At 52.1% G+C, this 12,950-nt stretch carries 14 protein-coding genes; 1 reads left to right on the top strand and 13 read right to left on the bottom strand.

From position 1 onward, the window contains the following. Nucleotides 1-60 precede the first annotated feature (60 nt). From QET93_RS08720 to rnhC, 6 genes are all read right to left on the bottom strand, one after another. Complete coding sequence (locus tag QET93_RS08720) at nt 61-1,635, bottom strand: 3-phosphoglycerate dehydrogenase family protein (protein ID WP_280131454.1); 1,575 nt, start codon at nt 1,633-1,635, stop codon at nt 61-63. Between the two features lie 143 nt (nt 1,636-1,778). Further along, the gene (locus tag QET93_RS08715) at nt 1,779-2,525 is read right to left on the bottom strand and encodes a hypothetical protein (protein ID WP_280131455.1); all 747 of its coding nucleotides are present in this window, start codon (nt 2,523-2,525) and stop codon (nt 1,779-1,781) included. Continuing rightward, complete coding sequence (locus QET93_RS08710; protein WP_280131456.1) at nt 2,522-3,589, bottom strand: AAA family ATPase; 1,068 nt, start codon at nt 3,587-3,589, stop codon at nt 2,522-2,524. The genes QET93_RS08715 and QET93_RS08710 overlap by 4 nt, the downstream gene beginning before the upstream one ends. An 82-nt stretch (nt 3,590-3,671) precedes the next feature. Continuing rightward, nucleotides 3,672-5,156, bottom strand: coding sequence for a sulfatase-like hydrolase/transferase (locus tag QET93_RS08705; RefSeq protein ID WP_280131457.1), 1,485 nt, complete (start codon nt 5,154-5,156; stop codon nt 3,672-3,674). Between the two features lie 138 nt (nt 5,157-5,294). Continuing rightward, nucleotides 5,295-5,807 (bottom strand): pantetheine-phosphate adenylyltransferase, encoded by a 513-nt coding sequence (coaD, locus tag QET93_RS08700; RefSeq protein WP_280125350.1) that lies wholly within the window; start codon nt 5,805-5,807, stop codon nt 5,295-5,297. Nucleotides 5,808-5,905: 98 nt separating this feature from the next. Then, the gene (rnhC, locus tag QET93_RS08695) at nt 5,906-6,835 is read right to left on the bottom strand and encodes a ribonuclease HIII (protein WP_280131458.1); all 930 of its coding nucleotides are present in this window, start codon (nt 6,833-6,835) and stop codon (nt 5,906-5,908) included. A 211-nt stretch (nt 6,836-7,046) separates the two neighbouring features. Here rnhC and QET93_RS08690 point away from each other — a divergent pair, with 211 nt between their 5' ends. Further along, on the top strand, nt 7,047-7,340 hold the full coding sequence (locus tag QET93_RS08690; RefSeq protein ID WP_280125352.1) for an HU family DNA-binding protein: 294 nt from the start codon (nt 7,047-7,049) through the stop codon (nt 7,338-7,340). 238 nt (nt 7,341-7,578) lie between these two features. On the opposite strand, the gene QET93_RS08685 is transcribed toward QET93_RS08690, so the two are convergent. The 7 genes from QET93_RS08685 to QET93_RS08655 form a co-directional block, all read right to left on the bottom strand. Next, complete coding sequence (locus QET93_RS08685) at nt 7,579-7,803, bottom strand: hypothetical protein (RefSeq protein ID WP_280131459.1); 225 nt, start codon at nt 7,801-7,803, stop codon at nt 7,579-7,581. 206 nt (nt 7,804-8,009) lie between these two features. Beyond that, the gene (locus tag QET93_RS08680) at nt 8,010-9,101 is read right to left on the bottom strand and encodes a type IV pilus twitching motility protein PilT (protein ID WP_280125353.1); all 1,092 of its coding nucleotides are present in this window, start codon (nt 9,099-9,101) and stop codon (nt 8,010-8,012) included. 60 nt (nt 9,102-9,161) lie between these two features. Beyond that, entirely contained in the window at nt 9,162-10,247 is a 1,086-nt protein-coding gene (locus QET93_RS08675) for a type IV pilus twitching motility protein PilT (RefSeq protein WP_280125354.1), read from the bottom strand. Between the two features lie 136 nt (nt 10,248-10,383). Continuing rightward, nucleotides 10,384-10,782, bottom strand: a complete 399-nt coding sequence (locus tag QET93_RS08670) for a hypothetical protein (RefSeq protein ID WP_280125355.1) — start codon at nt 10,780-10,782, stop codon at nt 10,384-10,386. Further along, nucleotides 10,743-11,210, bottom strand: a complete 468-nt coding sequence (locus QET93_RS08665; RefSeq protein ID WP_280125356.1) for a phage holin family protein — start codon at nt 11,208-11,210, stop codon at nt 10,743-10,745. The genes QET93_RS08670 and QET93_RS08665 overlap by 40 nt, the downstream gene beginning before the upstream one ends. Nucleotides 11,211-11,373: 163 nt before the next feature. Continuing rightward, nucleotides 11,374-11,790 (bottom strand): hypothetical protein, encoded by a 417-nt coding sequence (locus QET93_RS08660; RefSeq protein WP_280125357.1) that lies wholly within the window; start codon nt 11,788-11,790, stop codon nt 11,374-11,376. Between the two features lie 151 nt (nt 11,791-11,941). Next, complete coding sequence (locus QET93_RS08655; protein WP_280125358.1) at nt 11,942-12,946, bottom strand: MlaD family protein; 1,005 nt, start codon at nt 12,944-12,946, stop codon at nt 11,942-11,944. Nucleotides 12,947-12,950: the final 4 nt, after the last annotated feature.

Genomic DNA, 12,950 nt, shown 5'->3' with positions numbered 1-12,950 from the left:
CACCGTGGAATATTTTCTTCCACGGTGGCTGTTGGTGATTCTAAGACAATAATCAGTCGATCAGAAATCCACAGAAAATGCCATTCTTGCTTCGATTGCCGAGGCAATCATCTTCAGCAAATCGTCGGCAACAGGCTTGTTTGTCTTCAAGACGGCCAGAGCTTCTCCGGATACGCTGTCGCCGGGAGCGACAATATTGTCAATATTGATCCCGTTGTCCGACAAAACGGAGGCAATGCAGGCAATAACCCCCGGTCTGTCCGCATAGCGGAAAAAGATGGAATGACCGCGCAGGTCAAAATACAGGCCGTTGAAATTACCGAGGCGCGACACCATGGGAACGCCTTCCGCCACAAGCCCGCGGACACTTGTACATACGGATTCGCCTCCGTGACCTTCGGTCATGAAATCCAGAGTGATGGAATCTCCGTAAGGGACATCGTCCTTGGGTTCGCGAGCCTTGAAAACGATACCGTGTTCTTTGAACGACTGATCGGCAGCGGCAGGCATCAATCCTTTTTCCGCATTGGGCAAAGCCCCTTCCAGAATGTGGGGAGTAAACCATTTGCGGAACAGTTTCAAATCACCATAGAATGTGCAGTCGATACGTCGGATGGCCTGTTCACCCCCAGCCTTGCGAGCCAGCGTTCCCAGCATCATGGAGAGCCGGAGATGGGCGGGATTGAGTCCAGACGGGAATTCGGCATTGACGACGCAGGAGGTGTCCCCTTCATCGAAATAGGCAATCAACTGCTCGGCGGAACGACGTGCCGCGGTCAAGTTGGCTTCTTTCGTGTTGGCTCCCAAGTGAGGCAGGATCAAATCCGCCACGGCCGCAGACGGCTTGTCGCCTGGAGCATCCTGGGGGTGGACATCCGTCAAATAAGCAATTTTTTTACCCGTTGCGCGAATGGCGACCAGGGCTTCTTCATCTACCACACCGTAACGGGAACAGTTCACGATGACGGAACCATCTTTCATCAGGCTCAGGAATTCTTTCCCGACCATGTTTTTGGTAGCGGGACCGCCGGGCACGTGGAGAGTCACGATATCGGACTGGGAAAAAAGTTCCTCCAGGGAAACGGGGGTCACCCCTATGATCAAGGCTCGCTGCTTGGCCAGGAAGTGGTCGTACCCCAGCAGAGTCGGTTCAAAGCCTTGCAACCGCTTCACAAGAGAACGACCGATATTGCCCAGGCCGACAATGCCGACTGTCTTGCGAGTCAATTCGGTTCCCATCATATTCTTCTTTTCCCAAAGTCCCTGGCGAGTCGTCAGGTCTCCCTGCACGATGTGCCGGAAGTGGGCAAGCACCATGGCTATGACCTCTTCGGCAACGGCATTGGAGTTGGCACCCGGCGTATTCATCACATCGATGTCTTTCTTGCGGGCATAGACAATATCAATGTTGTCGTAGCCGGCTCCGGCCCGGATCACAAGCTTCAAGGAAGAGAGGGAGTCCATAATTTCAGGCGTCACCTTTTCACTGCGGACAATCACGGCGACAGCATCGGGATGCTGTTTCACCTGCTCGGCGAGCGGAGTATCGGCGTCCTGCACAACTTCATATCCGGCAGTTTGAAGCATGGATGCGGCTACTCCGGCCAACTTTGTAGGAATAAGTACCTTTTTCATGATGAAGCCTTTCTTAGGGCAGCAATATCATCTCAGGGAATCGGAGGAAGACAAGCTCCAATCCCGGACAATCGGAAAAGAGAGGTAAAACAATGCCTACGCAACGAATCCATAGCATGCCCTCCAGCCCTTATAATCAGGTATCACTCTCCCTTGCGGCGGGAGGCGTGGTTGCCTTTCCGTCCGTTTTCCCGTTCCATCAAGCGGCGTTTCCAAAGCGGAGGCTGGGCTTCAGGAGTTTCCCGGGCTTCTTCGATTTTTTGACTCCGTCTCAACTCGCCGGCAATTTCCTCCTTGAGGCGCCCTTTTTTACGCCGCACTTCAACGCGTTTACTGACGTCGCCATGGGCAGGAGTCACAAACCATGGTCCAATTCTGCCGGGATACGTAATCGGAGCACAGATCAGGTTAGGATCAATAAATTTCATGTGCCCGGCAAGGATAGTACGGATGTTGGCCAGCAAGGTTCCCTGAGGGAACAATTTATCCGTCCCCATTTCCATCAGGAAAGCCAGGCGCACCGTCCGGGCACCTTCGCAAAGGCGGGAAAACTCGCGCAGGGAGATTCCCTCCAGAGGGGTTTCCTCGGGGCAGCAGATCGCAGCTGTCCTTAAAAGAAACAAAGTATCGCGAACCTTGCGACACAGAGCATTGATTAATTCGCGTACTTTCGGACGCGCGTCAAAGCGATAGTCCTTAACCTCAATCAGCCAGAGCTCCTTCTTCCCCGGATGATACAGGAGAAAGTCCATTTCCTTACAACCACCGCAAAAATTTTGGGACTGCCGGGAATAAAACTGCGAACATTCGATGCGGCACACCACATACCCCGGATCAATCAAGAAACGGTGCACGCCTTCGACGAAGGATGTGTCTTTTCCGGCGCTCATACAAGCTTCAGATAACGGTCGGCCTGTTCAATTTCCGCCTCCAGCGACTCGATAGGGCCGATATCCTCCAAGGAATTGCCGCTGTTAACGCGAACGCCAAGCCGATTTTCATGGGGAACATTGAGTCCGAAAAACCTACGGGGGACTTGCTCGTTGCGCCGTTCGGAGAGTTGAATCATCAGCTCCCTTAGCAAAAACAGGCTGTGGGATGAAAGCACTACTTGGACACCGGCTTTCGCCAATCCTGTCAAAACTTTGACAAGCAAAGGCAAATGGAATGAATTGAGATTCATCTCCGGTTCATCCCAGAACAGGATGGAACCCTTGTTTACAGTACCGTTCCTAATCAGACAATCCAGCACGCCAAGACGTTTGAACCCTTCCGCGACCAAGCTCATTTCCATAGCCTGCTGTCCCGGACGCGACAAATAAAATCTTCCGTCCTGAAAAATGACATTGCCGGACAGGATCTTTTGGATTCTTCCCAGCACTCTTCCCAGTGCCACATCGTCAGGCGACAGTTTCATCGGAATTTCCAAAGCCCGGCATAAATCCCAGCATGCTCCGTCCAGCACCTCTGGGAATTTGGCCCCCAACTGGACAAAACTCGGGAAAATGGCGAACACCTCGCGAGCCGTCAGGAAAACGACCGGATTGTTCAGGAACCTTTTCGGCATCTCGTCAATGTGCAGCCCCTCTTCCTCCTCCGTCGAACAAAAACGGAACCGGATGTCTCCCATCCGATCCGGAACTCCATCGCCAATCATCGAGGCAAACACGCCGGCATGGTCATTTCCTCGATTCAGAGCGGTCAAGCCGGATAAATTGCGGGATGAAAACACGCGCATCAAATCGTTTCTCAGCCGCAATTCCTCCGCCCATTTGTCAGGCAGGGATTTGCGGCCACCGCCGGAACTCCACTTTGCCAGGGAATAACACAACTTCAACAAATGGCTCTTCCCTGAATCATTCCCCCCGACCACTACGTTGATTCCCGGAACGAATTCAAATTTTTCCTTGTCCGGAAAAACAGTGAATCCCTCAACGACCAGTTCTCGAATCATAGACGCAATTTACCATACCAAGAATTGGGATGGAAACAATCGGCATTTCTTCCAACAGACAGAAAAAACGGCCGCGATGAGGTCATCCGGCTTGCACCCCTGCCCCGGTATCGCCCGGAAAACGGATCACGGCCGTTCCCGTAACGGTACGGCGACCGTTTACACGGGGAGATTCGGGATCCGTCAAAAAAGGATGAGGCGCATGAATGCACTCCAAGTAGGCTGCCAGCTTGCCCGACATTACGGACAGCAATTTCGTACAGGACGGGTCGTCCGCCAGATTACGGCTTTCGGAAGGATCGGTCTTCAGGTTGAACAACTGCCAGGCGGGATTTCCCGTCTCTGCATAGTCGTCATAATAATTGTAAATAACCTTCCATTCCCTGATCCTTAACGATGTATAAAATCTTCCGTAGGGGTGGGAAAACGGGAAATGCCGGACAATCCATTGGGGGCGTTCCCCTTCGGAAGCACCGGAAAGGTAATCGGCAATATTGTAGCCATCTACACGTTCATGGACTTTCACTCCCGCCACGGCAGCCAGCGTCGGCAGAATGTCCTGAACGGAAACAATAGCCTCCTGAACAGAATCCGGTACAATTGGCAAGGCTTGCTGGCACGGTTCCTGCGGATCGGGTTCCGCCCAGGAGACTATCATGGGAACGCGCCCTCCTCCTTCATAGCGGGAATACTTCCTGCCCCGCAAAGGAGCAACCGCCCCAACCTCCTCCACCCAGGAGACATTGCCTGCCAGACTTTTCTGAATGGGGGAATCGCCTCCGCTCAGAGGAACGAACAAAACGAGCGTGCGTCCGGCGGCTCCAAGATCTTCCAGACACTGGAGCAAGCCTCTCAAAGAGGCATCCATTGTCTCGACAGACGAAGCATAACGGAGCAAGGCATCTCCCTCCACCTTGATATTTTCTTCCAATTCCGGGAGAGATCCTTCATGACGAACGGACGATCCCATCATGGAATGGACATTGCGTCTTACACAGGCAAAGAACGGGATCCCTTCATGAACGGCACGTCCGATTTCCTCATGCAGACCGGATTCGTCCTCTGTCGATCTCCGAACATCGAAACCATGTTGCTTTTCTTCCTCCGTACTGCCGGAAACAATTGTCCTGTATCCTCCTTTTTTCATCAAATGAGCCAGATCCGCCATGCGGACGGCATCTGTTTTTCCACCGGGGGAACACATATTCTGCAAGACGATCTCCGTATCGGGGGAAAGCCCGGTGAAGCGGGCAGGATCCAATCCCGACATCAGGGAAACAACTCCGCTCCGTTCATCGCAGGCTCCGTAGGCATGAGTCATCCTGACTCCATGCTGAGCCAGCAGTTCCATGCCGGGTGTGTTGTAAAAAGAGTTCAACGGCATTGCCTCCGGCAATCCGTCACAACAGGAAAAAGGAACGGACGTATCCTGCCATCCCAGGGAATCGACCGCAAACAGCAGGATATTCGGAAGATCCTTCTTTCCGGGACGGATTTTCCGGGAAAGCATCACACAAGCGGAACCCAGGAAAACAGGCAGGATATAACGAACAAGAGGACGGTTCATACGGCAAATTTATTAGCGGGGCAGACCACCGCTTTCCTGAAACCTACCTTCCCTTCCGTCGAATGTCGAGCCCATCCCGTCTCGCACCGGCAAGAAAGGGAATCCGCGACTCTATAAAAAAATGCGGAAATAAAGACCTTACACGGCCTCGTCATGAGGCGCAGATTGGCGTTTTTTCAACAATTCAAACACGTTGTACGGGACATATCGGCTAACCTGTTCCTCCCAGCCGTCAGGCCCGATCAATCCCTTCACCATGCTGGAAGACAACTCCGCAATGTCGCGAGGGGGCATCAGAAACACCGTCGATACGGTCGGAGCCATATCGGCATTAATATGACGCATCACGCGTTCGTATTCGTAGTCCTGCGTGGACCGTATCCCGCGAATCATGAATGACGCTCCGTGATCCAGGGCAAAATCCACCAGAAACCGGTTATGAAACTCGGCAATCTTGATATGGGGGTAGTCTTTCAGGGCGCCGTTGAGCATGTCGAGACGTTCCTGATGGGAAAAGGTGTATTTTTTATCGGGATTCGTCCCAATTGCAACGATCAACTGGTCGAACATCGCGGCCCCTTGGTGAATCATCCAAAGGTGTCCGTTGGTCAAAGGGTCAAAGCTGCCCGCATAAACTGCCCTGCGTTTCATGTCCAGCCCCTATAGCAGTACTGTACTCGCCGACCAAGCGAAAAAAACAAATCCGTTGCAATTCTTCCCTACCCCACGTCCAGGATCCGTCCACAGGCCTACTTGCCCGGAAGAACGGACTGCGTTGTTTTAAAGTGCATTTTGGCAACTTTGGAGAGCATTTCCTCCCCATGGACCTCCACCAGTTTCCTGGCAGCCTCAATCACCTGTCGGGATGCCCCCAGCGGCAATTTCACTTTGCCTGCCTGCGAAGCCTCGTCCATCCAGTTGACGAAACGCTCACGAGCCAGGATGGAAGCTGCGGCCACGGCGACATCGCTCTCTGCCTTGGTTCTTTGCTCCAACTTAATGTCAAGCTTCCGTTGGGCAAGAGCCCTCTTCAACACGGAAGCATGGGCAAACTGGTCACTCAAGGCACGGGGACACGAAGGCACCTTCTCCAGCAATCCGGCAATCACACGGGTATGTCCCCAAGCCAGAAAAGTATTTAAATTTTTGAAATGCTCATAGAGTTCATTGTAGCGTTCCGGACCAACGCTCACGACGACATATTGGATGCCAGGCACCTTCCGGATGGCAGAGGCCAGGGAACGGATTCTGGAAGATGAAGAAACGAGTTTGCTGTCGCATGCTCCCAGCGTTGTCAACCTGTCCGCGATAACCTCATCGACATACACTCCTGCAATGACAAGCGGACCGAAGTAGTCTCCCTTGCCGCTTTCATCGATTCCGAAATGGGGAGTACACGGCTCAAGTTTCCCGGCGGGAGTTCCTCCTCCGGCTGTAAGAGAAAACATGCTCTGGCCCAAAATCTGCGGTTCCAGCGTAAACTCCACCCATTCCTCGGCATCCTTTCCTTGGACAAGCAACTTGTTTCCTTTTTCATAAACCGTTACCGTCAATCCCGGACGCGTGTAACTGTACCGGGCATAAGGCACTTTCCTGAATTCATACCCATTCTCTTCCAATAGGGAACGCAGACGTTCCGACTGATCATCCGTCAATAATATTGTAGAAATTGTTCCCATACCGAAAGTCGTTTTTTTCCCTGGAAATGCCGAGTCAAATCGCCTCCATTATCGAGACGTCAAAATCCTCAAACGTCAAGTAAAATAAGACTTTTTAGTCCAAAAATGAGGAAAAAACACATTCATGTCACAATGGCTGTTTTTTTGAATGACAAAAACTGAATGTCTGATAAGAGAGAGACATCCACTCCACACAGTATCAATTTATATTATGGCTAACACATTAACCAAACGTGACCTCGTTAACAAGATTAGCGCAGAAACGCAACTGACTCAGACTGAAGTGTTCGATGTTATTCAGCGTGCTGTTGACATCATTTCTTCCACTCTTGCCGACGGAGACCGCGTCGTCATTCGTAATTTCGGTACCTTCCATGTCAAGGAAGTCAAGGCCAAGGTTGGCCGCAACCCGAAAGCTCCGGACAAGGATGTTCCCATCCCTGCCCGTTCCGTTGTCAAGTTCAAGGTTGGCAAGGAATTGAAGGAAAAAGTTTCCGAACTCTAATTAATTCCCGGATCCTTCGAGATCCGGGCTACTTCAGTGAGAGGACTATCTCACCAAGGTTTTTACCTTGGTAGGTAGTCCTTTCTTCATTTTCCGAGAAGGGAAAATATGAATTGGGATGAGAACAAATTTCTTCATGGATGGACTTTTTTGCAATAGATCGATTTCATAGGACATAAAACGAGGCCCCCCTCTTGACCCGCTTGAAAAACACAGGCAAGAGGGGGGCCGGGTGTTCCTATTGTATTGCGTCTACTTCAGAAGTTGTACCGCTCGCCGATGTCATCCCGCTGCGGATGTCCGCCGTAGCATCCACGAATATCGTCCCCTGGTCGCCCGAGGGAAGGCTCAATCCTGCCCCGAACTGAAGCCCCGTCGCCCCTGCCTTATTCCCCTTCACTTTGCGGCTGAAGCCGGGATTGGACAGGAATCCTACGTTGCCTTCGCTGCGCGTGTCACCCAAGTCCTGCGCGCGACCTGCACCCGGAGTTCCCCAAGCGATTCGCGACCGAACACGTTCCCGCCGACGATCCCCATCAGGCGATCCGGCGTATTGACCGTATTGATGACAGGAGTAGCCAGAAGTCGATGCCCATCAGAGTCGAAGGACCGTCCTTCACGAGAAAGACAGCCCTTCGGGTTTAACAAAATTGATGCTTGTTCTTGCAGTTAGACGCCGCCGGCATCACCGAGTTTTTTGGACGCCGCCGGCAGGAAATTGCGGAAACGAGCCTTATCGATACTCTTCATGTAGGCTTCTTCCGGAGAGACAATGCCCTGCTGGAGTTTCTGCCAGATGGCATCATCCATGAACTGCATACCCATGCTCTTGCCACCGACGATAACGTCGGCCAGTTTCTGGGTGGCGCCTTCACGGATAATGGCGCTAACGGCAGGCGTAGCGAACATGATTTCGTTGACGGCTACTCGACCGGGTTTGTCGCTGCGCTTCATCAGGAGCTGAGCGACAACACCGCGAATGGATGCGGATAACATGGTACGCACCTGCGACTGCTGTTCCGAGGGGAACACGTCGATAATACGGTCAACCGTCTTGCGGGCATTGTTCGTATGCAGGGTACCGAAAACCAGAAGACCGGTTTCCGCTGCCGTCAGGGCCAGAGAGATCGTTTCCAAGTCTCGCATTTCACCCACGAGCACAATATCGGCGTCTTCACGAAGGGAAGCTCGGAGGCCGTCGGCAAACGATGGGGTCTGAATAGGCACTTCACGCTGGGTGATGATCGAGGATTTGTTATTGTGGACGAATTCGATCGGTTCTTCCACCGTAATGATGTGCCGGGACTGGTTGCTGTTGATGTAGTCGATGATAGCGGCCAGTGTCGTGGACTTACCGGAACCCGTAGGTCCCGTTACCAGCACAAGACCGGAGCGAAGATGGGCGAACTGCTTGACGGCTTCCGGTACGCCAAGCTGTTCCAGCGTAGCGATCTTCGTCGGAATCAAACGGAAAACGGCAGCGAGACCGTTTTGCTGTTTGAAGAAGTTGCATCGAAAACGCGAGTTCTCGTCCATTTCATAGGCAAAGTCGAGATCGCCTTCTTCCAGATATGTATGGAAGGATTTGGCATCGCAGATTTCTGCCAACATGTTTTTGAACGATTCGCCTTCCAGAGGCGTATCGTTGATGGGGACGATAGATCCGTTGATACGGACCTTGGGGGGTTGTCCTTCGCTGACGTGCAAGTCGGACCCGCCTTCTTGGACAAGGTAACGGAAATATTGGTCAATAACGGCCATGGCTTGATTGTTCCTTCAAAATTAATGGTTGAAAAATCGATGTGATTCGGTGGATTCTGATCAGTCCTTGATGCCGAGATAGGTTTTCATGATCGTCTTGTCATCGCAACGGAACAGGCACTCTTCGGTCGAGATAATGCCTGCCTTGTGCAGAGCCCTCAGAGAGTCGTCCATGAGGATCATTCCCTGAGCCTTGCCGGTCTGGATGCAACCGGGGATCATGAAGGTTTTGCCTTCACGGATACAGTTGCCGATAGCGGGCGTGTTGACGAGCATTTCAATGGCAAGAGCACGTCCTCTGCCGTCGGCGCGGGGAACGAGTTGCTGGGAAATAATGCCTCGAAGGGATTCACTGACCATAATTCGGATCTGGTCACGCTGTTCGACGGGGAACACGTCCAGAACACGGTCAACCGTACGAGCGGCGGATCCCGTGTGCAGGGTACCGAGCACAAGGTGGCCCGTTTCAGCAGCAGTCAAAGCAAGAGAAATCGTTTCCAAGTCGCGCATTTCACCGACCATGATGACGTCCGGGTCTTCACGGAGAGCGCCGCGAAGCGCCCTGGCGAAAGATTCGGTGTGTTTGTGGACTTCTCGCTGGTTGACTTGGCAGCCCTTGCTATTGATGATGTATTCGATCGGGTCTTCCAGAGTGATGATATGGTCTTGTCGGTCCTGGTTGATGAAATCGACGATTGACGCCAGCGTGGTTGATTTACCGCAACCGACAGAACCGGTCACCAGGATCAGGCCGTTGTTAAAACGAGTCAGGGGAATAATATCTTCCGTAGGCAACCCGATTTCGTCCATCGTGCGCACCTGGGTATTAATGATACGGAAGCAGAGATCATAGCCGAGGCGTTGCTTGACGACGGAAGCACGATAACGGCCAAAGTCGTTAGAATAGGCAAAATCAACGTCACCGCGTTCCTGCAAACGGTTCCATTCCCTCTCCAGCAGGAAACTACGGACAAGGGTATCCGTATCAGCCGGAGTCAATTTGGGAGCTTCTGCCCAAATCGGCATCAACTGTCCATACCGACGCCATGTCGGAGGGGTATTCACGGCCAAATGAATATCGGAGCAATCGAAATCCTGCCCGATCTTCAGATAACCGTCCACATGTGGCAAAATATATTCACTCATGTCCTGATTACAACAAAGATGATAATATGGCACACTAACCTATCACCCTTCTTCTTGACCAGAAAAAACAGAGAGAAGCGTAAAAAAAATGCCGGACGGCAAGTCCGGCACAAAAAATAAACATATCACGGAATTATCACCGCTCCTTGATCCAGGCAGACATCTTGTTCCGGACAAACTCCTGAACAAAAGTGCGTAAAGAAGGAAGAGCCGTCATGATCAATAAGTTGACCGTCCCGGACAAAGCCCCCGAAAGCAATCCTCTTCTTCTTGGCTCCTCAGCGGAAGCACCGCAGCATCGACGACGGTGTCCGAACAAGCCGGAAAGAATCTTGATTGCCAAAAGGCCGGAAACCAAGGAACCGCCAATCCAAATGCCCGGATGCCGGGTGATTCCCGACCGGACATTTCCCAACCAGTCCAGAGAAGTTTCCACTCTGGACGTTATTCGTTCAACTCCATCCAGCATTTCAACGCGGGATTCGGCCAACCGGGTCAGGAGTTCCTGCTTTCTTTGATGGCAATTTGCAGACATTCGTAATCGGATTGAAGCTCTTGAAGCGTTTCCGGCGCCACCGGACCGACTTTGATGCGGGAGGCCAGCACAAAGGCAACAACCACGCCGATCAAGTGCAGGGCGAACATAATAGTACAAGCCAACAGAAGGCTATGCAGCCAAATATTCAGCAGAACCGTTGCCGTTATACAGAAAAAAATGTAGGTGAAGAAGAGCAGGAATACGCCCGCCGCCAGGCAGATTGCCTTACCGCGCAACCTCTCGGCCGCTTCTCCCAATTCCAGAAGGAACAGGGAAAAAAGCGAATGAGCATGGTCCAGTCCTGCCGACAGGATCATCGACAGGGAACGGCTCATTCCTTCTCCCTCATTTCGACTGTTCCCCCTTCCGAACAAGCCGGTAACCAAGGGAACGAAATCGTACAATCTGGAAAAGATATTCATCATATTCGCCTTCGGAAGTTCACCCTCCCCGTCCGGGAAGACTGGACATATTCATTTGCGTAACAACCAGAAGGAACAAAGTATAGTCAATCCCCCTCCCTGCCTATTTGAAATATCAGGTGCCGGAGAAAGAATTGAGCAACTCGTGCCCTTCTGGCGCGTTCCATCAGCGGCGGCGCAGAAGAGCTCCCAGAAGAACACCCACACCTAACGCAATCAATACGGACTTGGTCGGATGAGCCTTGACGTATTCTTCGCCGGCCGAATGGAGTTCCTTGGCTTTGTCACGGGTATCGTCCCAGCCTTCGCCAGCCTTGCGGCGGACAATGGAGGCCTTGCTGACAGCGTAATCACGGATGACGGAAGCCTGTTCTCCGGCAGCCTGACGGATCTGACTTACCTTGGAAGCGGCAAATTCGCGAGCCTGCTTGAAACGACCGGCAGCCACGTCACGAGCCTGAACGGCTTGAATGGCAACCACATCGGCAGCTTCGGTCATAGCGTCGGCAGCAATCGTTGCGGCAGTCTTCAATTCATCCTTAGCGTGTTCAAAAGACGGAGTATTGGTTTCTGTATTGTCCATAATCGTTAGATGCTGAAAAAATGGTTCTCGTTGAAAAGAAAGCGTTGTTTTTACGTCTCGCCCGTTTCTCTTCTACGTAGGATTCTGGCGGAGGCGAGGATGATTTGCAAGCTGAATTCATTGCCTATGTTACCATCATCTGTCATTCCGCTCAACGGCGACTTCCGGAATAACCTGTTCGCGGATCGGTCGAAGGCGGAGGTTCATCGGGATTCCTGTACCGCAGAATGCCATAATCGCGAAGATTACGGATAAACTGTTCGATCTGTTCCTTGAAGGACTTGTCATACATGAGCGTTCCGACGGTTCCCCTACCCTTGCGGATATCCTGTGTTATTGTCGAAACGTTGTTGGCTGTCTGGCGGACAGCAGCCATGGTCGGAGCCGCATCCCGGAAAGCCGGATCCAGAAGATTGAGTTTCTCTCCAATCGATTTAGTTACGTCTCGCACATCGGTCATGGTATCGTTCAGCGCCACCAGAGAGTTGCGGGCTTCGTCGATCATCTCCGGCATCTTCCGGGTCGTTTCGTCGGTATTTCTAAGGATTCCGTTTACATAGGAAACGTTTTCCGTAGATAAGATCCCTTCGTTGATTTTCCGGGTTGTTTCTGCCAGGCTTTTGGCCGCATAGGAAATATCGTTGATCGCCCGTTCGATATTGTCGAAGTTTTCGTCCAGCTTGCGCAACAGGTTTACCACATCCTGACTGGCCTGGACGGCATTGTTCTTGATCTTGTTCAGATCGCTTTCCGTCTGTCCCATAATGAGGGAACCTGGAGGCAGGTACTGATTAGTCGGTTCTTCGGGAGGAACAATGTCGATGTATTTGTCTCCAAGGAGGTTCTGCATGTCGATGCGAAAATCCGAACCGACCTGGATCCTGACGGCTTTGTTGATTCTGACGTGAACGATGACCCTGTTGCCGGTTTCCGTCAATTCCGGGGGAGACACAACCTCTCCGACAAAAGCCCCCCCCAGTCGAAGCTGGGAGCCCTTGATCAATCCGGCGGCATCCTTGTACATGATACTGATAGGATATGTGGTATCCGAAGATGTTTTGAAATTGCCGACGGAGAGGACGGCAACCGTCACCAGGATAATCCCGATCAGCAGGAACAGCCCCACCCATGTTTCCGTTCTGGTTTTTTTACTCATAAAA

The sequence above is a fragment of the Akkermansia sp. N21116 genome, from assembly GCF_029854705.2.
In the GTDB taxonomy this organism is placed as follows: domain Bacteria; phylum Verrucomicrobiota; class Verrucomicrobiia; order Verrucomicrobiales; family Akkermansiaceae; genus Akkermansia.
Note: the sequence above shows the minus strand (reverse complement) of the source record. Positions and strands in the feature narration are given on the sequence as shown.

Excerpts from the sequence above, each read along its gene's own strand:
- QET93_RS08705 (WP_280131457.1), bottom strand. The coding sequence starts at position 5,156 with ATGAACCGTCCTCTTGTTCGTTATATCCTGCCTGTTTTCCTGGGTTCC.
- QET93_RS08715 (WP_280131455.1), bottom strand. The coding sequence starts at position 2,525 with ATGAGCGCCGGAAAAGACACATCCTTCGTCGAAGGCGTGCACCGTTTC.
- QET93_RS08675 (WP_280125354.1), bottom strand. The coding sequence starts at position 10,247 with ATGAGTGAATATATTTTGCCACATGTGGACGGTTATCTGAAGATCGGG.
- QET93_RS08660 (WP_280125357.1), bottom strand. The coding sequence starts at position 11,790 with ATGGACAATACAGAAACCAATACTCCGTCTTTTGAACACGCTAAGGAT.
- QET93_RS08670 (WP_280125355.1), bottom strand. The coding sequence starts at position 10,782 with ATGTCTGCAAATTGCCATCAAAGAAAGCAGGAACTCCTGACCCGGTTG.
- QET93_RS08665 (WP_280125356.1), bottom strand. The coding sequence starts at position 11,210 with ATGATGAATATCTTTTCCAGATTGTACGATTTCGTTCCCTTGGTTACC.
- QET93_RS08720 (WP_280131454.1), bottom strand. The coding sequence starts at position 1,635 with ATGAAAAAGGTACTTATTCCTACAAAGTTGGCCGGAGTAGCCGCATCC.
- coaD (WP_280125350.1), bottom strand. The coding sequence starts at position 5,807 with ATGAAACGCAGGGCAGTTTATGCGGGCAGCTTTGACCCTTTGACCAAC.
- QET93_RS08690 (WP_280125352.1), top strand. The coding sequence starts at position 7,047 with ATGGCTAACACATTAACCAAACGTGACCTCGTTAACAAGATTAGCGCA.
- rnhC (WP_280131458.1), bottom strand. The coding sequence starts at position 6,835 with ATGGGAACAATTTCTACAATATTATTGACGGATGATCAGTCGGAACGT.
- QET93_RS08710 (WP_280131456.1), bottom strand. The coding sequence starts at position 3,589 with ATGATTCGAGAACTGGTCGTTGAGGGATTCACTGTTTTTCCGGACAAG.
- QET93_RS08680 (WP_280125353.1), bottom strand. The coding sequence starts at position 9,101 with ATGGCCGTTATTGACCAATATTTCCGTTACCTTGTCCAAGAAGGCGGG.
- QET93_RS08655 (WP_280125358.1), bottom strand. The coding sequence starts at position 12,946 with ATGAGTAAAAAAACCAGAACGGAAACATGGGTGGGGCTGTTCCTGCTG.